20 protein-coding genes and 3 rRNA genes are annotated in these 23,403 nt (G+C 56.2%); 7 read left to right on the forward strand and 16 right to left on the reverse strand.

Annotated features, from left to right (window positions below; translation table 11 throughout):
• Positions 1-3: 3 nt before the first annotated feature.
• From JOE56_RS02775 to clpS, 8 genes are all read right to left on the reverse strand, one after another.
• On the reverse strand, positions 4-1,509 hold the full coding sequence (locus JOE56_RS02775) for an ABC transporter substrate-binding protein (protein ID WP_204514728.1): 1,506 nt from the start codon (positions 1,507-1,509) through the stop codon (positions 4-6).
• Between the two features lie 203 nt (positions 1,510-1,712).
• Positions 1,713-2,138 (reverse strand): hypothetical protein, encoded by a 426-nt coding sequence (locus tag JOE56_RS02780; protein WP_204514729.1) that lies wholly within the window; start codon positions 2,136-2,138, stop codon positions 1,713-1,715.
• Positions 2,131-2,769: a hypothetical protein gene (locus tag JOE56_RS02785; RefSeq protein WP_204514730.1), complete on the reverse strand. Its 639-nt coding sequence runs from the start codon at positions 2,767-2,769 to the stop codon at positions 2,131-2,133. Before JOE56_RS02785 ends, JOE56_RS02780 begins: the two co-directional genes overlap by 8 nt.
• Positions 2,770-2,907: 138 nt before the next feature.
• A complete protein-coding gene (rdgB, locus tag JOE56_RS02790; RefSeq protein WP_204514731.1) occupies positions 2,908-3,498 on the reverse strand; it encodes an RdgB/HAM1 family non-canonical purine NTP pyrophosphatase in 591 nt (196 codons plus the stop codon).
• A gap of 10 nt (positions 3,499-3,508) precedes the next feature.
• Positions 3,509-4,294 (reverse strand): ribonuclease PH, encoded by a 786-nt coding sequence (gene rph / locus JOE56_RS02795; RefSeq protein WP_239530349.1) that lies wholly within the window; start codon positions 4,292-4,294, stop codon positions 3,509-3,511.
• Between the two features lie 65 nt (positions 4,295-4,359).
• Positions 4,360-5,184, reverse strand: a complete 825-nt coding sequence (locus JOE56_RS02800; protein ID WP_204514733.1) for an MBL fold metallo-hydrolase — start codon at positions 5,182-5,184, stop codon at positions 4,360-4,362.
• Positions 5,181-5,789 (reverse strand): DUF2017 domain-containing protein, encoded by a 609-nt coding sequence (locus tag JOE56_RS02805; protein WP_204514734.1) that lies wholly within the window; start codon positions 5,787-5,789, stop codon positions 5,181-5,183. The genes JOE56_RS02800 and JOE56_RS02805 overlap by 4 nt, the downstream gene beginning before the upstream one ends.
• Positions 5,786-6,067 carry an ATP-dependent Clp protease adapter ClpS gene (gene clpS / locus JOE56_RS02810; protein WP_204514735.1) on the reverse strand — a complete coding sequence of 94 codons (282 nt, stop codon included), beginning with the start codon at positions 6,065-6,067 and terminating at the stop codon, positions 5,786-5,788. Before clpS ends, JOE56_RS02805 begins: the two co-directional genes overlap by 4 nt.
• 75 nt (positions 6,068-6,142) lie before the next feature.
• On the opposite strand from clpS, the gene JOE56_RS02815 reads away from it, so the two are divergent.
• Positions 6,143-7,459, forward strand: coding sequence for a nicotinate phosphoribosyltransferase (locus JOE56_RS02815; protein ID WP_204514736.1), 1,317 nt, complete (start codon positions 6,143-6,145; stop codon positions 7,457-7,459).
• 53 nt (positions 7,460-7,512) lie between these two features.
• On the opposite strand, the gene adhP is transcribed toward JOE56_RS02815, so the two are convergent.
• The 3 genes from adhP to JOE56_RS02830 form a co-directional block, all read right to left on the reverse strand.
• Positions 7,513-8,535 carry an alcohol dehydrogenase AdhP gene (gene adhP / locus JOE56_RS02820; RefSeq protein ID WP_204514737.1) on the reverse strand — a complete coding sequence of 341 codons (1,023 nt, stop codon included), beginning with the start codon at positions 8,533-8,535 and terminating at the stop codon, positions 7,513-7,515.
• A gap of 118 nt (positions 8,536-8,653) precedes the next feature.
• Complete coding sequence (locus JOE56_RS02825) at positions 8,654-10,432, reverse strand: DEAD/DEAH box helicase family protein (RefSeq protein ID WP_204514738.1); 1,779 nt, start codon at positions 10,430-10,432, stop codon at positions 8,654-8,656.
• Positions 10,429-10,698 carry a DUF3039 domain-containing protein gene (locus tag JOE56_RS02830; protein WP_005886356.1) on the reverse strand — a complete coding sequence of 90 codons (270 nt, stop codon included), beginning with the start codon at positions 10,696-10,698 and terminating at the stop codon, positions 10,429-10,431. The genes JOE56_RS02825 and JOE56_RS02830 overlap by 4 nt, the downstream gene beginning before the upstream one ends.
• On the opposite strand from JOE56_RS02830, the gene JOE56_RS02835 reads away from it, so the two are divergent.
• Complete coding sequence (locus tag JOE56_RS02835) at positions 10,697-11,194, forward strand: flavin reductase family protein (RefSeq protein ID WP_204514739.1); 498 nt, start codon at positions 10,697-10,699, stop codon at positions 11,192-11,194. The two genes, JOE56_RS02830 and JOE56_RS02835, sit on opposite strands and share 2 nt — an antisense overlap.
• Before the next feature lie 55 nt (positions 11,195-11,249).
• Here JOE56_RS02835 and rrf read toward each other — a convergent pair.
• The 4 genes from rrf to JOE56_RS02855 all read right to left on the reverse strand — a co-directional run bounded on the left by rrf (position 11,250) and on the right by JOE56_RS02855 (position 17,565).
• Positions 11,250-11,366 (reverse strand): 5S ribosomal RNA (gene rrf, locus JOE56_RS02840).
• 136 nt (positions 11,367-11,502) lie between these two features.
• Positions 11,503-14,591: ribosomal RNA gene (locus JOE56_RS02845) — 23S ribosomal RNA — on the reverse strand.
• Positions 14,592-14,900: 309 nt separating this feature from the next.
• Positions 14,901-16,424 (reverse strand): 16S ribosomal RNA (locus tag JOE56_RS02850).
• Together the 16S, 23S and 5S rRNA genes form the textbook arrangement of a ribosomal RNA operon.
• Positions 16,425-16,860: 436 nt before the next feature.
• Positions 16,861-17,565 carry an SOS response-associated peptidase gene (locus tag JOE56_RS02855; protein WP_204514740.1) on the reverse strand — a complete coding sequence of 235 codons (705 nt, stop codon included), beginning with the start codon at positions 17,563-17,565 and terminating at the stop codon, positions 16,861-16,863.
• Positions 17,566-17,659: 94 nt separating this feature from the next.
• Between JOE56_RS02855 and JOE56_RS02860 the strand changes: the two genes are divergently transcribed.
• The 5 genes from JOE56_RS02860 to JOE56_RS02880 all read left to right on the forward strand — a co-directional run bounded on the left by JOE56_RS02860 (position 17,660) and on the right by JOE56_RS02880 (position 22,322).
• Positions 17,660-18,154 (forward strand): MarR family winged helix-turn-helix transcriptional regulator, encoded by a 495-nt coding sequence (locus JOE56_RS02860; protein ID WP_338028613.1) that lies wholly within the window; start codon positions 17,660-17,662, stop codon positions 18,152-18,154.
• Between the two features lie 53 nt (positions 18,155-18,207).
• Positions 18,208-19,371, forward strand: coding sequence for an acyl-CoA dehydrogenase family protein (locus tag JOE56_RS02865; protein WP_204514742.1), 1,164 nt, complete (start codon positions 18,208-18,210; stop codon positions 19,369-19,371).
• A complete protein-coding gene (locus JOE56_RS02870) occupies positions 19,372-20,418 on the forward strand; it encodes an enoyl-CoA hydratase/isomerase family protein (protein ID WP_204514743.1) in 1,047 nt (348 codons plus the stop codon).
• On the forward strand, positions 20,415-21,188 hold the full coding sequence (locus JOE56_RS02875; RefSeq protein WP_102239239.1) for an enoyl-CoA hydratase: 774 nt from the start codon (positions 20,415-20,417) through the stop codon (positions 21,186-21,188). The genes JOE56_RS02870 and JOE56_RS02875 overlap by 4 nt, the downstream gene beginning before the upstream one ends.
• A 147-nt stretch (positions 21,189-21,335) precedes the next feature.
• The gene (locus JOE56_RS02880) at positions 21,336-22,322 is read left to right on the forward strand and encodes a nitronate monooxygenase (protein WP_204514744.1); all 987 of its coding nucleotides are present in this window, start codon (positions 21,336-21,338) and stop codon (positions 22,320-22,322) included.
• A gap of 97 nt (positions 22,323-22,419) precedes the next feature.
• Here JOE56_RS02880 and nrdF read toward each other — a convergent pair whose 3' ends face one another.
• Complete coding sequence (gene nrdF, locus JOE56_RS02885; protein ID WP_102239238.1) at positions 22,420-23,394, reverse strand: class 1b ribonucleoside-diphosphate reductase subunit beta; 975 nt, start codon at positions 23,392-23,394, stop codon at positions 22,420-22,422.
• Between the last annotated feature and the right edge of the window lie 9 nt (positions 23,395-23,403).

Below are 23,403 nucleotides of genomic sequence, written 5' to 3' on the forward strand. Positions count from 1 at the left end.
CGGCTACTCCCAGCCGAGGTCGGCGATACGGTATGCGTCAGATACCTGGTTTTCGGCAACTCCCGTGACCTTCGCGTTGGTCACGACCAGGTTGGGGAAGAGGAAGAGGAAACCAGCCGCCGCGTCTTCCGTGATGGTGCGAGCAACCTGCTTCATACCTTCCGTGTATTCCTCTTCTGAACCTTCATCAGCCTTGGCGGCGATGTCGCTGATTTTCTTAGAGTCGTATCCCGTGTAGTAGCCCTCACCAAAGACCGTGAGCATGTCGCGCGCTTCGATGTGGTTGATGATGGACATGTCGTACTCATGGTTAGTGAACGTCTTGTCCAACCACACGGCCGGGAACTCTTGAGTTTCAACTTTCGCCTTCAGACCTACTGCTTCGAGCTGGGAAACTACGACATTGGCCGACGCGGTGGCGTACGGAAGGTTTGGCACGGTGAACTTCACGGTCTGGTCTTTCACACCGGCTTCTTCGATGAGCTTCTTGGCCTTTTCAACATCGTGAGGCCACTTGTTGGTCAGGTCTTCGTAGTACGGATCGGTGGGTGGAACCATCGAGCCAATAAGCGTTCCGTGGCCACTCCATGCCGTGTCGATGATGGCCTGCTCGTCGAGCGCGTACATCACTGCTTCGCGGACCTTTTTGTCCTTGAACACGCCACCTGCGTTGTTCAGGGCGAGCAGGACTTCACCGTTAGTGGTCCCTTCGACGACTTTGTACTTGTCGGATTCTTTTTCAAAACTCGACAGCAGGTCAGGCGCCTGCAGGCTAGCTAGGACGTCTACTTCCCCGGACTTCAACGCGTTAGCACTGGCCACGGGATCCTTAAAGTACTTGAACGTGACCTTGTCCAGCTTGGGTTCTTCACCCCAGTAGTCATCACGGGCAGCGAACACGATCTTCTGACCACGTGTAAAGGTGTCGACCGTGAACGGCCCGGTTCCTACGGCCTTGTTGGCCAGGTCGTTGACGCCTTCTTCGTCAAACACGGCTCCCACAAGGGACGCCAAGTCAAACAGCCACCGGCTGGACGGGTGTGACAGGGTGATTTCAACCGTTGCGTCATCGACGACGTTGATGGTGTCGACAACGTCCATTTTCGCCTTCAACGCGTTCTTCCACGCGTCTGATTTGACTCGTTCATATGAGAACTTGACGTCGTCGGCGGTGAAGTCAGCACCGGATGAGAACTTCACATCCTTGCGGAGCTTAAAGGTGTACGTCTTGCGGTCCTCTGACAGGTCCCAGGATTCGGCGAGCGCAGGCTGGATCTGACCTTCTTGGTCAATCCGAACAAGCGATTCGTACACGTTTTCCATGAGTGCCTGCGGGACGGCAGCCCCGGCCGAGGTCGTGAAGTCCAGGTTGGCAGGTTCCGCCGTGTGCGCGATTACCATGTCGGTGCGTGCGTCAGACGAACCCGATGATGACGCTCCCGCGTTGCATCCCACCAGTACGAGCGAACTTACGGTGGCTACGAGCGCTAGGCCAAAACGCGTTTTCATGTGACTCCTTCATCCAAACCTGGAGGTTTCAGCACCCCCCAACACTGTAATGAAGATTACAAAAGATTTAATGAATGTTCAAACTTCGGTTCACATTCCGACACGCAGTGTCGTCCCAAGTCACAACGCACATTCCGGGACGCCGACGTTTTTGGTGGTGTGGGGCATCCCCAGTCCCCGCTCACACTCAGTGCTGCTAGCCCTCACGAACGCCTACGGCGCGCACCTGCAGCTCGCATCTTGACCAACACGACAAACAGTAGCCAGGCCACAGCTGCCTGACCAAGGCGGACCGGCAGGCGATCCATGAATGTCAGATGTTGCACCCCTTGTGCTTCTGAAACGCAGAAACGGGTGACGCTGACGCTTGTTTCACCCTCGCTGTTTGTCCATTCGTCTGAGGTGCTGATGAGTTCCGCCCCTGGTTCTTTGCACAATAACGGTGCAAGTGGTGCGTCGAGAATGGGGAACATGAGCTCGATGGGGAAAACCACAACACATCCAACAATAATGTATGAGACCACGCCCGCTACAAGAAGCCCGCGGAAGCTATTTTTCTTGCTTTTAACGGGTCGAGATTTTTCTTGGTTTGTCCGTTGTTGTCCAACCGACGCTGACGAATTAATCACGAGAAATGACCTCCCCGGTCTGAGGATCAAATTCGAAGCTCACGAGTCCTAGTCGGGGACCATTCACGGTTCCGTGAAGTGACACGTTCGTTGTGCGTTGGGGAACAGGTGCGTCCTGAACCTCGCCCCCGGGTGCTGCTCCCTGCGCGTCAGCCACAATCGTTTCGTTGCCTACTCGCACCATGAGGTCAAAGTTCGTGATTTCTGCTCCATCGACTTCGTCACGCATATTCCGGATGAGAGTGGCAGGATCCTTGCGAAAAATAGGCGGAATATCTTGTGCCAAGAAGTACGAGTCGGTACTGTTTTCCCTTGGCGAAGCTTTGCGGGAGGGCTGTGAGTAAACCCAGTCGTTTTCTACCGGATTCTGTGCGTTGAGCACATCACCAACGAACGAAAAGTCTGAACCCTGGAAACTGATTCGCCGCAGTTGGGTTTTTTCGACGTCGTCATACCCACCGTGCTGCGCGAAGTCCTGGAGCGCCTGTTCGACCCGTGGCGCTGCGATGCCTCCTCCACGCTCAAACATCTGTTGAGCAAATTTCTCTTCGCTGATTGCACCGATTGCGCATGCGGAAGTAGCAAGAGCTGCGAGAGTAACTACGACAATTGAGCGAATGAAACGTGCCAACGATCTTCCCTTTCGAAAGGCCATACGAGTGTCCGTCAGCACATGCGTGCATCCGTGCAATCGTTTGACAAGAGAGTAACACCAATCTGGTGGCCCACTGCACCCAAATCCGCGCCTATTCCGCTGTCAGCACATCCGCTACGCAGGGGCGATTTCTGCCACGAGCTTCCGTAACGCCTTGCCCCTGTGGCTGATCGCGTTTTTCTCTTCCGCGGACAGCTGTGCCGCACTCACGTTCACGCCGTCTGGCTGAAAAATCGGGTCGTACCCAAAGCCACCGTCTCCCACTGGTTCCCGCAAGATCGTGCCACGCATTTCCCCGGTACACACGACCTCGGTGCCGGCATTCACATACGCGGCCGCACACACAAAGCGGGCACCGCGCCCACGGTCTGGAATGTCGCTGAGCTGCTTGAGTAGCAGCTCCAAGTTCGCGCGGTCATCGCCGTGCTTCCCCGCCCAGCGGGCAGACAGAATCCCCGGCGCAGAACCCAGCACATCAACGACCAAACCCGAATCATCAGCGATCGCAGGCATGCCGGTCTCCTGGGCAACAGCGCGCGCTTTAATGAGCGCGTTCTCTTCGAACGTCAATCCATCTTCAACAACATCAGCCAACCCCAGCTCGCCAGCCGTGACGACCTCGGCGGTGGGAATCACCTGCGACAGAATCGCCTGCAACTCAACTTTCTTACCGGCGTTGTGGGTGGCGAGAACAAAACGAGTCACGGCCGGCCCCTTACTGATCTGAACCGCTCACCAGGTCTTGTGCCAGAGCACTGGCCTGAATCCGGGCGAGCTCCGCACACCCGTGCTCCGCCAAATCCAACAACGACCCCAGTTCAGCACGGTCGAACGGGGCACCTTCTGCGGTTCCCTGCACCTCCACGAACGCGCCCGAGCCAGTCATGACCACGTTCATGTCGGTTTCGGCGGTCGAATCCTCTTCATACGGCAGGTCAAGCACGGGCTTCCCATCCACAATTCCCACACTGATCGCGGCCACGGAGTCCTTTAACACCTCGGCGTTCTTAGGAATCCATCCCAGTTCCTTGCCTTTCGCAACCGCGTCGACGAGTGCAACATACGCACCCGTAATCGCTGCCGTGCGCGTGCCACCGTCGGCCTGGAGCACGTCACAGTCCACCTGGAGCGTGTTTTCACCTAGCTTCGACAAGTCAAGAACCGCACGCAAACTACGACCGATCAACCGAGAAATCTCGTGCGTCCGTCCCCCAATTTTTCCCTTGACGCTTTCGCGGGAACTACGGGTGTGGGTGGCACGTGGAAGCATGGCGTATTCGGCCGTGGCCCAACCGCGCCCTTCACCCTTCATCCACCGAGGAACACCTTCAGTCAGCGAAGCCGCGCACAGCACGCGCGTGCGCCCAAACTCCACGAGCACGGACCCTTCCGCGTGGTCGAGCCATCCGCGCGTAATCTTTACCTCACGCAGTTCATTGGCTTGGCGTCCGTCAAATCGCACTGTTTTCTCCTTGGGTTGGTATGGGTTGGTTGGTGTCATTCCGGGCTAGCTGGCTAACTGGTTGGGGTGGGGTTTCCCGAGGTCGTCGCGGCCGGCGAGGTCGTTCAGGGAACCGTGTATGTGGTCAGTGGTGATGCGAGTTCGGGGGTGTGCCCGAAGCTCTCCGTGGCTTCTGTGCGCACCTTGTCCTCACTGGTCCACGGCGGTATGTGAGTGAGCATAAGACGTTTAACACCGGCGGTTCGCGCCACCTCACCTGCACGTTTACCCGTGAGGTGAATGCCACGAACGTTGTCGCGTCCTTCTTCGAATGCAGCCTCGCACACAAACAAATCTGCGTCACGGGCAGCGTCGACAAGTCCGTCGCAGGCGTCCGAGTCGCCCGAATACGTGAGCACCGTACCATTGGCGTGCTCGATCCGCAGTGCATATGTTTCCACCGGGTGATCCACCAAGTGCGAAACCACGGTCAGTGGCCCAACTGTGTGCCGTGAGCCGGGGGTGAGGTCCTTAAACTCGAACGCCGAATCAAGTGTTGAGTCATCCGCACCTTTTCCGGTCCCAGCGGCCAGTCCGGCTGGCGTGTGGTGCGCGGATTGCAACCGGGCTTCGCTTCCAGCAGGCCCGTAAACGGGAAGTTGAGGGAGGGGCGACTCCTCGAAGAAAAATTTGGGATCGTACGTACGTAACACGTACAGCCCGGTGACGTCGAGGCAATGATCGGGGTGAAGGTGTGAGAGGAACACCGCGTCGATCTGGGTGTGGTTGAGAACCGTTTGAAGCGGTCCCAAAGCTCCAGAGCCCAGGTCTAGCACGATGTTGGTGGTTCTTTCACCGTCGCGTGCGCTCACCACATAACAACTGGCTGAGGACGCCGGTCCGGGGTACGAACCGGAGATCCCCACCGCTGTGATCGAAAAGTCAGTCAATGTTGTGGCCCTTCGTTCCCGAGGTCGTTGTCCCCGTCCTCGTCGTCTTCGCCGAGGTCGGGGAGAGTTTCCAACAGAATAGAGGTAATGCGGTCCTGTGCCCAGGTAAGAAGTTCATAAACATGCACAGTCATGACCGTGCTTTCAGGCTGTTCGTCAATCGTTTCCAGTAGGTGTTCCAGGTCAGCGTCGGTTGCGATTCCCAGCCTGGTCGCTAGGATCAGGCGCACGTCCCCCAGAGCAGTGGCCCATGAGCGCGCTTGCTCTTCGGTGAGCTCCGTACGGCCGGAGCGTGACAGAGTGAAAAGTGCAGTTCGGAGGTTCGCGAGTTTCGATTCGCGAATGTCACGTTCGGTCAGTCGCCTGAATTCTGCTGCACGATCAGCATCCTCAGCGTCCACATCAGGAAGTAGACGGAGCACCGCTGGGTCGGTGGGTCGTTTTCCGGAGCTCATTCCTACGAGCTTTGCCAGCTCATCAGCCTCAGTTTCGGCGCCATCGTCGAGTAGTTCTGCGGCATCGGAAAACAGTCCGCTTAAAACCCTGCGTTCAACTGGTTCGAGCTCAATGATTGCCGTTGAGCGAATACCGGGCGTAATCTTCATGCGTCCGCCTTTTTGCACGTGGCCCACAACCCAAAACCGTGCATCGCCGCCGTGTCACGTTCCATCTGTTCACGGGTGCCGGTTGCTACAACCGACTTCCCTTCGTTGTGGACCTCCATCATGAGCTTCTTTGCTTTCGCTGGCGAATACCCAAAATAGCTGCGGAATACATACGTCACATACGACATGAGGTTAACCGGGTCACTGAACACGATGGTCACCCAGGGCGAGTCCGTCGCAACGACTTCGTCGACCTCTGGTTCGGCTAGGGTGCTCATGGAACTGCTCACATATTCACCATATGCGAAACATCGTTGTGACTCGCAGACTGTTCGTGCAATAGGATCACTGTTATGAGTGATCTCACACGCCAGTCCACAGCGCTTCTGACCGACCAGTACGAACTCACCATGGTCCAGGCGGCTTTAGAATCCGGTCGAGCAGACCGCACCTGTCTCTTCGAAGTTTTTGGCCGCAGGCTCCCTCCCGGCCGACGTTACGGCGTGGTCGCTGGAACTGGGCGTTTCTTAGAAGCACTCGAAAATTTCACATTTGGCCCTGATGAACTCGCGTTCCTCAAGTCCGCGAACATTTCGGACGCCACCACGTTGGACTGGCTGGAAAACTACGAGTTCACCGGAAACATTCGGGGGTACGCAGAAGGGGACATGTACTTCCCTCACTCCCCCATCCTCACGGTTGAAGCGCCCTTTGCGCAGGCAGTAGTCCTCGAAACACTTCTCCTGTCGGTCCTGAACTACGACACCGCCGTTGCATCGGCAGCGTCCCGCATGTCACGGGCGGCAGGAAACCGTCCATGTGCCGACATGGGTTCACGACGCACTCAGGAATACGCCGCAGTTGGTGCGGCCCGCGCAGCCGTGATCGCTGGGTTCGCCTCCACATCGAACCTTGAAGCAGGAAGGCGCTACGGGCTCCGCACCATTGGAACCGCTGCACACGCGTTTACTCTTCTGCACAACACCGAACGCGAAGCATTCGACGCTCAAGTTAAAGCACTAGGCAAAGACACTGTCCTGCTGTTAGACACGTACGACGTGGACGAAGCACTCAAAACGGCGATCGAAGTCGCCGGAACAGAACTGGGCGGGGTGCGCATCGACTCCGGTGACTTGGGCATCCAAGCGACAGAAGTCCGCGACAAGCTCGACGCACTCGGTGCCACTAACACCAAAATTACAGTCACCTCGGACTTGGACGAATACGCGATAGCCGCCCTGCGAGCCACACCCACGGACTCCTACGGTGTGGGCACCCGCCTTGTCACAGGATCCGGCTCCCCCACAGCTAACTTGGTGTACAAACTGGTGGCGCGTTCTGACAACGGTGAGGACTGGGTGTCGGTTGAAAAGAAATCGGCCGGCAAGGGTTCACACGGTGGCTTCAAACAAGCAGTGCGCGCACTTGAAGGTGGCGTGGCAACCGAGGAAGCGATCGGAGTTCCCACGCTTCCGGAGGACGTTTCCAGCGGACGTCCTCTCACGGTTGACCTGGTCGTCGACGGTCAGATCGTCGACGGATACACCGGCCCTGAAGGCGTTGAACGGGCGCGCGATCACTACCACGACTGCATTCGCGAACTGCCCCGCACTGCTCACCGTTTGCAAGACGGTGAACCTGCGATTCCTACCGTGTACTACAACGCATAACGCAAGCGGGGTTACAGGCTTTCACACCTGTAACCCCGCTTAAGTAGGTTCACTCAGTATTCGACAACCACACGACCGTCGATCTTGCCGTGGACCATCTCATCAAACACCGCGTTAATGTCGCCCAAAGGACGCTTAGTAAACGTGGGGTGGATGAGACCACGCGCGTAGAAGTCCAAAGCTTCTTCCATGTCGCGGCGGGTTCCCACAATCGAACCACGAATCGTCAGTCCCTTAAGCACAATGTCGAAGATCGGTGCAGGGAACTCCCCTGGTGGCAGACCGTTGAACACAATGGTGCCACCGCGACGCGTCATTCCAATCGCTTGCCCAAACGCATCTGGGTGCACGGCTGTCACCAGAACACCGTGACTACCGCCAACGGCTTCCTGGACCTCCGGGACGGGGTCGTTCGCGAATGCGTTGATAACCACCTCGGCGCCGTGCTTCTTAGCAAGCTGGAGCTTGTCATCTGCAATATCCACGGCAACAACGCGCATTCCCATGGCAACCGCGTACTGGACTGCAATGTGCCCCAGACCACCTACACCAGAAATAACGACCCATTCACCGGGCTTCACCTCGGTTTCTTTCAGACCCTTGTACACCGTGACACCTGCGCACAGCACCGGCGCGATTTCATATGGGTCAGCACCCTCTGGGATGAGTGCACAGTACCGGCTGTCGACCAGCATGTACTCGCCAAACGATCCGTCTACCGAATATCCACCGTTTTCTTGTTTCTCACATAGCGTTTCCCAGCCGGTTTCGCAGTATTCGCACTCACCGCATGCGCTCCACAACCACGCGTTACCAACGAGATCGCCTTCTTTAACGCGAGTGACATAGTCACCTACCGCAACAACCTTTCCAACGCCTTCGTGCCCAGGGATAAACGGAGGCTGGGGCTTGACCGGCCAGTCACCGTGAGCTGCGTGCAGGTCGGTGTGGCACACGCCAGTCGAAATGTTCTTCACAAGCGCCTGGTATGGCCCGGGTTTGGGAACATCTACTTCTTTGACTTCGAGGTCTTTTCCAAATTCATTGACGACAGCTGCATTCATTGTGTCGGACATGGGGCTCAACTCCTTCGTCGCAATTGGTTGCAGACTTTCTGCAAGACACACATAGTGCATCTCTTATGAGATTCTATGGACAACTCGGGGTCCATTGGAATGTCCGACGTGGAATTTATCAGCGACCCACAAACCATCGTTGCAGGGTTTTGATCCGTTCTTGAATCTGTTCGCGTGATGCTTGTGCCACGGCGGGGCCACCGCACACGCGTCGGAGCTCGATGTGGATGGAGCCGTGCGGTTTTCCTGTGCGCCTGGCCCACGCCCCCACTAGCGACTGCAGTTTGTTGCGTTCCTCTTTCATCGCTTTGTGCTCGATCTCGTCCGGGTCCTCAACGGGTGTGGCTCGTCCTTTGCGTTTGGACTGTTCTGTTTGGCGAGCACGCAACAGGTGGGACACTTGCTCTGGTTCCAGGAGCCCGGGCAGGCCAATGAAGTCCTGTTCGTCTTCCGAGCCCACTTCTCCCCCGGCTCCAAACGCACCACCGTCATAGAGCACGCGGTCAAAGGACGCCTCCGCCGAGAGCGCTTCGTAGGATCCTGTCGTCAGTTCCCCAGACGCGGATTCCTCACGGTTCGCCTCGTTGAGAGCCTGATCGTCTAGAAGTCCTTGCTCATCGTCGTCTTCGTCGGGCCGTCGGACGTCAAGCGCGTGGTCGCGTTCAGCTTCCAGGTTATTGGCAAGGGCTAAAAGAACGGGCACGCTGGGCAAGAAGATCGAGGCGGTTTCCCCGCGTTTACGTGCGCGCACAAAACGCCCTACGGCCTGCGCGAAGAACAACGGAGTAGCTGATGACGTCGCGTACACACCCACAGCGAGCCTGGGCACGTCCACACCTTCAGACACCATACGAACCGCAACCATCCAGCGACGGTCGGAGTTTTGGAATTCCTCGATACGGTCGCTGGCTCCCGCCTCGTCCGAAAGCACCACGGTCACGTCTTCGCCCGCTATTTCCTTAAGCTGTTTGGCATACGCGCGCGCCACTTGCTGATCGGTTGCGATCACCAATCCCCCGGCGTCCGGCACGGTGCGCCGTACTTCGGTAAGCCTGCGGTCGGCTGCCCTGAGAACCGCGGGAATCCATTCGCCTGTGGGGTTCAGTGCGGTGCGCCAGGCTTGTGCATGGACGTCTTTTGTTGCGTCTGCGCCCAGGATGGCTTCCATTTCGTCTCCGGCTTTTGTGCGCCAACGCATGTTGCCGGAGTAGGTCATGAAAATAACGGGGCGCACCACGCCGTCGCCAAGCGCCCGCGAGTACCCGTATGAGTAGTCGGCTTGGGATGTGCGGATGCCTTCGTCGTCGGGGACGTAGGTGACAAATGGGATCGCCGAGGTGTCCGACCGGAAAGGCGTTCCCGTCAGGGCGAGTCGTCGGCGGGCGGGTTCGAAAGCGTCTCGTACGGCGTCACCCCAGGAAAGCGCGTCACCGGCGTGGTGAATCTCGTCGAGGATGACCAACGTGCGGTACTTTTCCGTGCGGTTTTGGTGGAGCACCGGTTTCGCTGCCACTTGCGCATACGTGACTGCAACGCCGTGGAAGCCGGGGGCTGAACGGCCTTGTGAGTTTTTAAAGTTGGGGTCGAGCTTGATACCTACGCGCCCAGCCGCGGCAGCCCATTGGACCTTGAGGTGTTCCGTAGGGGCTACGACGGTGACTCGGTCGACCTTGCGTTGTGCCAAAAGCTCAGAGGCTAAACGCAACGCGAACGTTGTCTTTCCCGCTCCCGGGGTTGCGACTGCCAGGAAGTCGCGTGGTTCGTTGCGGAAGTACTGTTCGAGTGCTTCTGCCTGCCATGCACGTAATTTACCCGCTGTTCCCCACGCGGCGCGTTCGGGGAAAGCGGGAGAAAGATGTTCGGCGGCAGAGGTTCCTGGAACCCTACCAGTGTTCACTCGTCGTCAGGCTCCTGACCTTCTGGCATGGATTCGTAGATTTCTTTGCACAGAGGGCAAACCGGGAAACGCTGAGGGTCGCGGCTGGGGACCCAGACTTTGCCACAGAGGGCTACCAGTGGCGTGCCGGTTACCATGGATTCCATGATTTTCGCTTTGGGCGCGTAGTGTGAAAACCGCTCGTGATCACCGGGTTCAGTCAGCTGTTCTTGTAGCTCGCGGTCGAGTGTTGCCGTGCCACCGGTACTCGGATAGGTTTCAGTCATGCCCCCTATTCTATCCAGTGACTTCATTGACGACTACCGCAGGTTGAGTGATTCGATCGCTTCTGGCGTGGCAGTGGTCACTGTTGGTGGAGGCTCGAAGTTCACCGGGGTCACTGTTGACTCTTTTCTTGACGTGTCGTGGGATCCGCCCACCATGTTGGTGTCGATTCTTTCTTTGTCCCGAGTCATGGATGTGATGGAGTGTGCGCAGATGTTTACGCTCAGCGTGCTCAACGCTGACCAAGAAGATATCGCTACATGGTTGGGCGCTTCAGGGCAACCGAATTACGGTTTGCTCAATGATATCCCCACTGTGGATGGTGAGTGCGGGCCTGCCCATATTGCTCAGGCGTGTGCATTCTTTGAGGTCGAGGTGACCGACCGTCACACTGTCGCAACGCACACGTTGTTCTCTGGTCCGGTAGTCGCACAGGGTGGCAACCCGGATACTCAGCCCTTAGTGCGAAGGAACCGGATCTACGGAACCTTTGGGTGAATTGTTTAAGGGCCTGACCAGTGTAGTGGTCAGGCCCTTAATGATAAGAGTGGTTTTGCGGCGGTGTCTTACTCTCCCACACACTCTCGTGTGCAGTACCATCAGCGCTGTCAGGCTTAGCTTCCGGGTTCGGAATGGGGCCGGGCGTTTCCCTGACGCTATAACCACCGCAAAAAATTGTGGGGGCACACGGTGTGTGTGCACAGTGTTTTTGTTGCGAGTGTTCGTGTGTGGACGCGAGTGATTGAGTGTTCGTTCGTGATGTCCAGGGTTTGTTGTCGGTGTTACCTGGTCTACTCACACGTAGTGTGTGTGAGTGATCGGTGTATTAGTACCAGTCAGCTACACACATTACTGTGCTTCCACGTCTGGCCTATCAACCCTATAGTCTGTAGGGCACCTCATGGAAATCTCATCTTGAAGCAGGCTTCCCGCTTAGATGCTTTCAGCGGTTATCCTTCCCGAACGTAGCCAACCAGCCATGCACCTGGCGGTACAACTGGCACACCAGAGGTTCGTCCGTCCCGGTCCTCTCGTACTAAGGACAGCCCTTCTCAAATTTCCTACGCACGCAGCGGATAGGGACCGAACTGTCTCACGACGTTCTAAACCCAGCTCGCGTACCGCTTTAATGGGCGAACAGCCCAACCCTTGGGACCGACTCCAGCCCCAGGATGCGACGAGCCGACATCGAGGTGCCAAACCATGCCGTCGATATGGACTCTTGGGCAAGATCAGCCTGTTATCCCCGAGGTACCTTTTATCCGTTGAGCGACCGCGATTCCACAATCCACGGCCGGGTCACTAGTCCCAGCTTTCGCTCCTGCTCGACACGTCCGTCTCACAGTCAAGCTCCCTTGTGCACTTACACTCAAAACCTGATTGCCAACCAGGCTGAGGGAACCTTTGGGCGCCTCCGTTACTCTTTGGGAGGCAACCGCCCCAGTTAAACTACCCATCAGGCACTGTCCCTGAACCCGATCAGGGTCCGAAGTTAAGGAATCCAGAATGGCCAGAGTGGTATTTCACCAATGACTCCACACACACTAGCGTGCATGCTTCCTAGTCTCCCACCTATCCTACACAAGCCACACCGAACACCAATACCAAACTGTAGTAAAGGTCTCGGGGTCTTTCCGTCCTGCTGCGCGTAACGAGCATCTTTACTCGTAATGCAATTTCGCCGAGTTCGTAGTAGAGACAGCAGAGAAGTCGTTACGCCATTCGTGCAGGTCGGAACTTACCCGACAAGGAATTTCGCTACCTTAGGATGGTTATAGTTACCACCGCCGTTTACTGGGGCTTAAATTCTCCGCTTCACCCAAGGGTTAACGGGTCCTCTTAACCTTCCAGCACCGGGCAGGCGTCAGTCCGTATACATCGACTTACGTCTTCGCACGGACCTGTGTTTTTAGTAAACAGTCGCTTCTCTCTGGTCTCTGCGACCACCACCAGCTTTCACCGCAAAAGGCTAATACCAGGATGGTCCCCCTTCTTCCGAAGTTACGGGGGCAATTTGCCGAGTTCCTTAACTACGATTATCTCGCTCGCCTTAGTATTCTCTACCTGACTACCTGTGTCGGTTATCGGTACGGGCGGATCAAACCTCACGTCGATGCTTTTCTTGGCAGCATAGGATCACCAGATCACTCCACCACGTGGAGTGCCCATCAGCTCTCAACCATAAAGTCATCCGGATTTACCAAGATGACGGCCTACAACCTTAGACTGCGACAACCATCGCGCAGCCTGGCTACCTTCCTGCGTCACACCTGTTAACACGCTTACCTACAACACGCTCAGGTCCTACCCACACCCACAACCACACCCCGAAAGGTGTTCGGTAAGTGTGAGTAGTTAGTCTCACATGATTCGGTATGGACGGTTTTTCACCGGTACGGGAATATCAACCCGTTATCCATCGACTACGCCTGTCGGCCTCGCCTTAGGTCCCGACTTACCCAGGGCGGACGAACCTGCCCCTGGAACCCTGAGTCATCCGGCGGACGGGATTCTCACCCGTCTTTCGCTACTCATGCCTGCATTCTCACTCGTATAGCCTCCATCACTCGTTTACACGGCAACTTCACCGGCCACACGACGCTCCCCTACCCAACACCACGGCCGTTAAACCTTTTAACGTGGTGTTGCCACAACTTCGGCGGTGTACTTAAGCCCCGCTACATTATCGGCGCGGAATCACTTGACCAGTGAGCTATTACGCACTCTTTCAAGGGTGGCTGCTTCTAAGCCAACCTCCTGGTTGTCTTCGCAACTCCACATCCTTTCCCACTGAGCACACGCTTAGGGGCCTTAGTTGATGGTCTGGGCTGTTTCCCTCTCGACTACGAAGCTTATCCCCCGCAGTCTCACTGCCACGCTTACACTTACACGCATTCGGAGTTTGGCTGACGTCAGTAACCCGATAGGGCCCATCAGCCACCCAGTAGCTCTACCTCGCATAAGCAACACGCAACGCTGCACCTAAATGCATTTCGGGGAGAACCAGCTATCACAGAGTTTGATTGGCCTTTCACCCCTAACCACAGATCATCCCCCCAGTTTTCAACCTAGGTGGGTACGGGCCTCCACGACGTCTTACCATCGCTTCACCCTGCCCATGGCTAGATCACTCCGCTTCGGGTCTAGAACACGCGACTATACCGCCCTATTCGGACTCGCTTTCGCTACGACTACCCCACACGGGTTAACCTCGCCACGTATCACTAACTCGCAGGCTCATTCTTCAAAAGGCACGCCATCACCCCAACTTGGGGGCTCTGACGGATTGTAAGCACATGGTTTCAGGTACTATTTCACTCCCCTCCCGGGGTACTTTTCACCATTCCCTCACGGTACTATCCACTATCGGTTACCAGGAAGTATTTAGCCTTACCAGGTGGTCCTGGCAGATTCACACAGGATTACACGAGTCCCGTCCTACTCGGGAATCAGTCACACCACAACACACGCATTTCAGCTACAGGACTCTCACCCACTACGGTTAGCCATCCCAGACTATTCACCTACACGCACATCACGGCACCACTCCATGCTGAGAGCAGAAAAACCAACCCCACAACACCATGCATGCAACACCAGCACGCTTACACACACACGGTTTAGGCTCATCCACGTTCGCTCGCCACTACTAGCAGAATCATTATTATTTTCTCTTCCTATGGGTACTGAGATGTTTCACTTCCCCACGTTCCCCCCTACCACCTATACATTCAATGGCAGGTCACTACACATCACATGCAGCGGGGTTCCCCCATTCGGACACCCTCGGATCACCGTCCGTTCACCAACTCCCCGAGGCTTATCGCAGGTCACCACGTCCTTCATCGGCTCCTGATACCAAGGCATCCACCATGCGCTCTTACACACTCACCACACTTTATAAACGTGCAGCAAACCAGATAACACACAACAACAAACAATCACGACGATCATTCATCAGATGCTCGCGTCCACTATTCACAAACAAAAACAACAACAAGAAAAACACACAACAGTCTGTTCCCCCACAACCCAACAACGTGCCCACCCATGCACTACATGCCCCATCCAAAGAGCACACAACACACGCACACAACACACCACAAAGAATGCACTGTGAGAGTTTTTGTGACGTTCCACCCAAAAATAAGCACCACACACAACACGCGTGGCTTACCCACCCAAACGGGTGGTTGCTCCTTAGAAAGGAGGTGATCCAGCCGCACCTTCCGGTACGGCTACCTTGTTACGACTTAGTCCCAATCACCAGTCCCACCTTCGACGGCTCCCCCCACACAGGTTAGGCCACCGGCTTCGGGTGTTACCGACTTTCGTGACTTGACGGGCGGTGTGTACAAGGCCCGGGAACGTATTCACCGCAGCATTGCTGATCTGCGATTACTAGCGACTCCGACTTCACGTAGTCGAGTTGCAGACTACGATCCGAACTGAGACCGGCTTTAAGAGATTCGCTCCACCTCACGGTATCGCCACCCTCTGTACCGGCCATTGTAGCATGCGTGAAGCCCAAGACATAAAGGGCATGATGATTTGACGTCATCCCCACCTTCCTCCGAGTTGACCCCGGCAGTCTCCCATGAGTTCCCACCATCACGTGCTGGCAACATAGAACGAGGGTTGCGCTCGTTGCGGGACTTAACCCAACATCTCACGACACGAGCTGACGACAACCATGCACCACCTGTACACCAGTCAAAAAGAAAACCACATCTCTGCGATGGTCTAGTGCATGTCAAGCCTTGGTAAGGTTCTTCGCGTTGCATCGAATTAATCCGCATGCTCCGCCGCTTGTGCGGGCCCCCGTCAATTCCTTTGAGTTTTAGCCTTGCGGCCGTACTCCCCAGGCGGGGCACTTAATGCGTTAGCTACGGCGCAGAATCCGTGGAATGGACCCCACACCTAGTGCCCAACGTTTACGGCATGGACTACCAGGGTATCTAATCCTGTTCGCTCCCCATGCTTTCGCTCCTCAGCGTCAGTAACAGCCCAGAGTCCCGCCTTCGCCACCGGTGTTCCTCCTGATATCTGCGCATTTCACCGCTACACCAGGAATTCCAGACTCCCCTACTGCACTCTAGTCCGCCCGTACCCACTGCACGCGCACCGTTAAGCGGCACGTTTCCACAGCAGACGCGACAAACCACCTACGAGCTCTTTACGCCCAATAATTCCGGACAACGCTAGTACCCTACGTATTACCGCGGCTGCTGGCACGTAGTTAGCCGGTACTTCTTCTGCAGGTACCGTCACTTTCGCTTCTTCCCTACTGAAAGAGGTTTACAACCCGAAGGCCGTCATCCCCCACGCGGCGTCGCTGCATCAGGGTTTCCCCCATTGTGCAATATTCCCCACTGCTGCCTCCCGTAGGAGTCTGGGCCGTGTCTCAGTCCCAGTGTGGCCGGTCGCCCTCTCAGGCCGGCTACCCGTCGTCGTCTTGGTAGGCCATCACCCCACCAACAAACTGATAGGCCGCGAGCCCATCCCTTACCAAAAAATCTTTCCTACACAACCATCCGATCACGCAGAATATCCGGTATTAGACCCAGTTTCCCAAGCTTATCCCGAAGTAAAGGGCAGGTTACTCACGTGTTACTCACCCGTTCGCCACTAATCCACCCAGTGCAAGCACCAAGCTTCATCGTTCGACTTGCATGTGTTAAGCACGCCGCCAGCGTTCGTCCTGAGCCAGGATCAAACTCTCCACAAAAAACAAGAAAGAAAAACCCCAGCACCCAAAAAGAAAAGACAAGAAAAATAATCAAGCCAAATCAATCTGAGAACCAGAAAAAATAAAAAAACTGGCATCACAAAAACAAACAAACACGCTATTGAGTTGAAAAAGAACACACACAAAAACACTCACCAACACACAGCCGGCTCACGCTAAAGGTGGTTTTGCCTCGATCGAGGCAACTTCTCCATCTTAGAACAGATTTTATTTCTTGGCAAGTCTGCGACTCGCAAGTCCTGAAAATCTTTCCGGATGTTCACCTCGAAGTCGTTTCCGTCCTTGAGGCGACAAGAAAATAATCTATTCCATTTACAGCGGGCATGCAACCTCGCAGGGCGTGACCCTCGTAACACTGTGAGAACGCTACGAGACAGGCAACCCGCAAACGACCTCGGCGCACCTCAAGCCCGCGCTAACTCTCCACAGGTTCTACAAGTTCTGGTCCGTCATTACGCACGTTACCCACGGCTTTCGAAACGCGGTACCGCTCCACTCGATCCACATCAACGTCACGCAGCACGGAGTCAAGAACGCCCAAGGCATCCGCTTTCGTTTCCGTGAGTTCGCACCACCGGTCAAGACCCGAACGATCCAGAACAACAGGCATACGGTCATGCACAGATTCCAAGTGCCCATGCGAGGGCATCGTCAATATCGTGGTGGAAACGTACCAGCCGTCAGCGACACGTGGATCGGATTCGGGAACGCCCAACGCCTCGCATTTGACAAACTCATAGAGCCCAGCCAAAAACAACCAACCGTCACCGTGCATAAGCCACGGAGTCTTTTCCCCGGCTTCAACAGCCCATTCGTAATATCCATTCACAGGTATTACGCAACGGCGACGCACAAAGGCAGAACGAAACATGGGCTTTTCTGCGACAGTTTCACTACGGGCATTAAATGCACGGAACCCAATTTTCAGATCCTTTGCCCACCCGGGGACCAGTCCCCACCCGGCGGCCTCCAGCCGTCTGACAATTTCGCCTGTATCTCCCACCGAGTCTAAGACGATAGGCAACGCAGACCCGGGCGGCACGTTATAGCGCGGAGAGAACGCATACCTTTCGTGCTCAACTCCGAGTTCACGACCGACATCAACTGGGTCTGAAGCCATGTTTAACCGTCCGCACACACGTCGATCGTGGCACGAGACGACATTCGTGGCAAGATCATTCGTCATAAGGTGGGAATGCCAAGGAGGTTACACAGTGACGCACTTTGACCCGCTTGAAGAAGCTAAACGCAAATGGATCGACGACGGGAACAGTGAATACGCCGACGGCATGTCATTTGTCACGTCGATCATGCGTTCGCACCAAATCATGTTGGGGCGTGTTGAAGCAGTTTTGCGCCCCATGAATCTCACGTTCGCTCGTTACGAACTCCTCACACTTCTTCGCTTCACAAAGACCGGCAAACTTCCCACCTCGAAAGTCTCCCAACGACTGCAAGTCCACCCCACAAGCACCACCAACGCGGTCGACCGCCTCGAAAAAGCCGGACTCGTCACGCGTGAGGCTCACCCCAACGACAAGCGCATGACACTCGTCTGCCTCACAGAGCAAGGTCGCACACTGTCTGAACGCGCGACCGTGGCTCTCAACGAACAGGTGTTCGCCTCACCGGGCCTCAACACCAAGGACCTCACGCGAGTCCTTGAGCTACTCGCCAAACACAGAAAAAGCCAAGCAGATTTACTTTGACGTCCAACTAAATGCGCATAACATGGTGACCAACACCACGAATTGGAGGTTCCATGGCGCATTCAGCCGCTGCACTCACTTTTGGACTGACAGACGATCAACGCGAAATCGCAAACATGGCGCGTACGTTCGCCGATGAAATGATCGCTCCCCACGCACTCGAGTGGGACGAAAACCACCACTTCCCCGTCGACGTCATCAAGCAGACGGGCGAACTTGGAATGGCGTCAATTTACGTTTCAGAAGAATCCGGCGGTTCAGGACTGGGCCGTATGGACGCCGCCCTCATCTTCGAAGCTCTTTCAACAGCATGCCCCGCGGTTGCTGCCTACATTTCCATCCACAACATGGTCGCTTGGGTTCTCGACAAGTTCGCCAACGACGACCAAAAAGAACGCTGGCTAACGCCTCTCACCAACTTCGACAAGCTCTCCAGCTACTGCCTGACAGAACCAGGTGCCGGCTCCGACGCGGCAGCCCTTGCCACCTCGGCGCGCCTGGACGGCGACCACTACGTCCTCAACGGTGTCAAGCAATTCATCTCCGGGGCAGGTTCCTCTGATTCCTACCTCGTCATGGCACGCACAGGCGACGCCGGCGCAAAGGGCATCTCCGCATTCATGATCGACAAAGACACCCCAGGGCTGTCCTTTGGCGCGAACGAAAAGAAAATGGGCTGGCGCGCACAACCCACCCGCCAGGTCATGCTCGACAACGTGCGCGTACCCGTCGAAGACCGCATTGGCGACGAAGGCACTGGCTTCAAGATCGCCATGGCAGGACTCGACGGAGGACGCCTCAACATTGGAGCGTGTGCACTTGGTGGAGCACAGTCCGCACTCGAAAAAGCCGTCACCTACATGGGCGAACGCCAGGCTTTCGGCTCCGAAATCAACCAATTCCAAGCACTGCGCTTTGAAGTAGCCGGAATGCAGGCCGACCTCGAAGCCGCACGCTCCCTCCTGTGGCGGGCCGCCTCGGCGTATGACGCCAACGACCCCAACACCACCCTGCTGTCAGCCATGGCGAAACTGAAGTCCACTGACATCAGCTTTGACGTAGCAAACCGTGCCCTGCAGATCTTCGGCGGATACGGATATCTGGCAGAGTATGGAGTAGAGAAGCTGGTTCGCGACCTGCGCGTACACCAGATTCTTGAAGGAACGAACGAAATCATGCGCGTCATCATCTCGCGCAAGAGCACAGGAGTTGCGTAAATGCCAGAAACGGCCGAACCGCAAGTAATTGTCAACATCGACAACGGTCTAGGACGCATCGAACTGAACAAGCCCAAAGCGATCAACGCACTGGGCGTGGACATGATCAACACCGTCAACGAGGCGCTCGGCGCGTGGAAGGACGACGATACGGTCCGCGCAGTGCTCATCACGGGTCGCGGTGAACGCGGACTGTGCGCCGGCGGTGACATCAAAGCGATCTACAAGGCGATCACCGAAGGCAGTGAAGACAACTCGAAGTTCTTCCGCCACGAGTACTTCATGAACTACACGCTTTCGGAGTACCCCAAGCCAGTGATCGCTGTGATGAACGGCATCACCATGGGTGGTGGCGTGGGAATCTCGGCTCACGGTTCGGTGCGTATTGTCACCGACTCCACCAAGATCGGAATGCCCGAAACCACGATCGGCCTGTTCCCTGACGTGGGAGCTACCCACATTTTGGCGCGCATGCCGCAGCACGTGGGCATGTACCTGGGTCTGACCGGCCTTCCGATTGGCGCTGGTGGCGCAATCGCGTACGGCCTGGCTGACTACTATGTTCCGGACGCTTCGGTGCCTGAGTTGGTTAAGGCTCTCTCGGAAAACCCGGGGGACGTCGCCGAGGTCGTTGCCCAGTTCGCGCAGGACGCACCTTCCGCTGAGCTCACCGACGATGCTTCGTGGATCGCTGAGTGCTTCGCCAAGGACTCGCCTCAGGAGATTGTTGAAGCGCTTCGTTCGCACGAATCGGAGAAGGCCCAGTCCACGGCCGACCTTCTTGAGACCAAGTCGCCACGTTCAGTTGCTGTCACGTTTGAACTGATCCGCCGGGCAACGTCTCTGTCGCTTGCCGATGTTCTTGAGCAGGACTTGCGTACCGCAACGAACATTGCCAAATACCCAGACCTCACTGAGGGAATCCGCGCGCAGGTCATCGATAAGGATCGCAACCCCAAGTGGAACCCTGCATCGCTTGCCGAGGTTGACCCACAGGAAGTCGAATCCATCATTACTACCCCCGTACAAGACAAGGTGTTTTCATGAGCTACGAAACAATCAAGTTCGAAACCGACAACGGTATCGCAACCATTACTCTTGACCGCCCTAAGGCGTTGAACGCGTTGAACCTGCAGGTTCTCACGGACGTCACCGAAGCAGCGGCCAAGGCCGACGCTGACGACAACGTGCGCGTCATCGTCATCACCGGTGAAGGCCGTGCGTTCGCTGCCGGCGCCGACATTAAGGAAATGAGCGAACTCGACTTCGCAACGGCGTACCGTGCCGACTGGTTTGAAGGTTGGAACCGTTTGGCCGCAGTGCGCAAGCCAGTGATTGCTGCTGTCAACGGCTTTGCTCTGGGTGGCGGTTGTGAACTGGCAATGATGTGCGACATTCTCATTGCAAGTGACAAGGCCAAGTTCGGTCAGCCAGAAATTAACCTGGGTGTCCTGCCTGGTATGGGTGGTTCCCAGCGTCTGACCCGTGCTATTGGTAAGGCTAAGGCTATGGACCTGTGCCTGACCGGACGAATGATGGACGCCGAAGAAGCTGAGCGCTCCGGTCTGGCTGCCCGTGTGGTTCCTCACGACGAACTGCTGGACACCGTTTACGAGGTCGCAAAGACCATCGCAAGCAAGTCGCTCATCGCCTCAGCAATGGTGAAGGAAGCCGTAAACGCTTCGTTCGAAACCACCCTGCAGCAGGGACTGCTGTTTGAACGTCGCCTCTTCCACTCCACTCTGGCTACGCAGGACCAGAAGGAAGGCATGGGCGCGTTCGTGGAAAAGCGTGAGCCTAAGTTCACCGACTCCTAAGAAACACGCGACGTAACGCAAACACACTTCTTCGAGACCACCCGTTCAACGGGTGGTCTCGTTTTGTTCCAAAACGTGACGCAGATTATAGTTCTAGGCAGACTGAACGTTCGTTTTATCACGGCAAGTTTTCGAAGGAGACAACTCGTGTCTAACCTCCCTGAAGTTTTGCGCACGCCACTCGCGGCCCCCATTATTTCTTCCCCCATGTTTATTGCCTCTGGCCCCGACCTCGTGAAAGCGCAGTGCCAGTCAGGGATCATCGGGTCGTTTCCCACACTGAATGCTCGCCCACAAGAGCTTCTGGACGAATGGCTCACCGACATCGAAGAGTCCAACGCCCAGTACGCCGAGGCCAACCCCGACTCGCCTGTGGGCCCTCTCGCAGTCAACCTCATCGTCCACCGGACGAACAACCGACTGGAGCACGACCTCGGCGTCGTTGTTGACCACAAGGTGCCCGTTGTGATCACGTCGCTGGGTGCGCGTGAAGACGTCATTCAGGCAGTCCATTCTTATGGTGGCATTGTTCTGCACGATGTGATTAACAACCGTTTCGCTCACAAGGCAGTTGAAAAGGGCGCGGACGGCCTCATTGCCGTGGCAGCAGGTGCTGGTGGTCACGCGGGGGCTTTGAGCCCATTTGCTCTGGTCCGCGAAATCCGCGAATGGTTCGATGGTCCGCTGGCCCTGTCCGGTGCGATTGCACACGGCCACTCGATCCTTGCTGCACTAGCAGCCGGTGCCGACTTCGCGTACGTAGGTTCGGCGTTCTTGTCCACACCTGAAGCCAATGTAGTCGACGGCTACCGCAACATGATTGTTGACTCCTCAGCCGATGACATCGTGTACTCCAACCTGTTCACCGGAGTACACGGTAACTACTTGCGTGGCTCAATCGAGGCAGCCGGGCTGGACCCTGACAACCTACCCGTATCTGATCCCACCGCGATGAGTTTTGAGTCCACAGCCTCCGGTGAGCAGGCAAAGCCAAAAGCGTGGAAAGAAATTTGGGGTTCGGGCCAGGGAATCGGACACATCAGCGCGTCGAAACCGGCGCGCGAGCTCGTCGCTGACCTGGTTCGTGAATTCCAGGCCGCGCAAGACGACCTGCGTAACAAGCTGACCCGTTAGCGCGCCTCCCCCTGCAGGGTAGGTCACCGGTTTTTGGCGAAATTTAACGGCCGAGGTGGTACCACCTCGGCCGTTTAAACGTCACCTATTTTGGTGTTTAGAAGTCCCAGTCGTCGTCTTCGGTGTTTTCGGCCTTACCGATCACGTACGAGGAACCTGAGCCGGAGAAGAAATCATGATTTTCATCGCTGCTTGGTGACAGTGCCGACAAAATAGCCGGGTTCACGTCCGTCACCGAGGATGGGAACATCGCTTCATACCCCAGGTTCATGAGCGCCTTGTTCGCGTTGTAGTGCAAGAACTTCTTGACATCTTCAGCGAGACCAACGGAGTCGTAGAGGTCGTGCGTGTAATGCACTTCGTTTTCGTACAGTTCGTACAGCAGGCTAAACGTGTAGTCCTTCAGTTCCTCACGACGTTCTGTCGATTCCGTAGCCAGACCACGCTGGTACTTGTACCCAATGTAGTACCCGTGAACGGCCTCGTCACGGATAATCAGACGAATCAGGTCCGCAGTGTTGGTCAGCTTAGCGTGTGCCGACCAGTACATGGGCAAGTAGAAGCCCGAGTAGAACAAGAATGACTCCAGCAAAGTGGAAGCCACTTTGCGCTTCAGCGGATCGTCACCACGGTAGTAGTCGACGATGATCTGGGCCTTCTTCTGCAAGTTCTGGTTCTCGGTGGACCAGCGGAACGCTTCATCGATCTCGCGCGTGTTGCACAACGTGGAGAAAATCGACGAATACGACTTAGCGTGTACCGACTCCATGAACGCAATGTTGGTGTACACCGCTTCTTCGTGTGGCGTCAAAGCGTCCGGAATCAGTGAAACTGCACCAACGGTTCCCTGAATGGTGTCAAGAAGGGTCAAGCCAGTGAACACACGCATCGTCAGCAACTTCTCGTCGTCAGTGAGTGTTGCCCACGACTGAACGTCGTTACTCAGCGGCACCTTCTCTGGCAACCAGAAGTTGGCCGTCAGACGGTCCCACACCTCCATATCGACGTCGTCTTCGATACGGTTCCAGTTAATCGCGTCCACATGGGACACCAACTTAAGCTTTTCGCTCATTCTTATCTC

The sequence above is a fragment of the Brevibacterium paucivorans genome (assembly GCF_016907735.1).
In the GTDB taxonomy this organism is placed as follows: domain Bacteria; phylum Actinomycetota; class Actinomycetes; order Actinomycetales; family Brevibacteriaceae; genus Brevibacterium; species Brevibacterium paucivorans.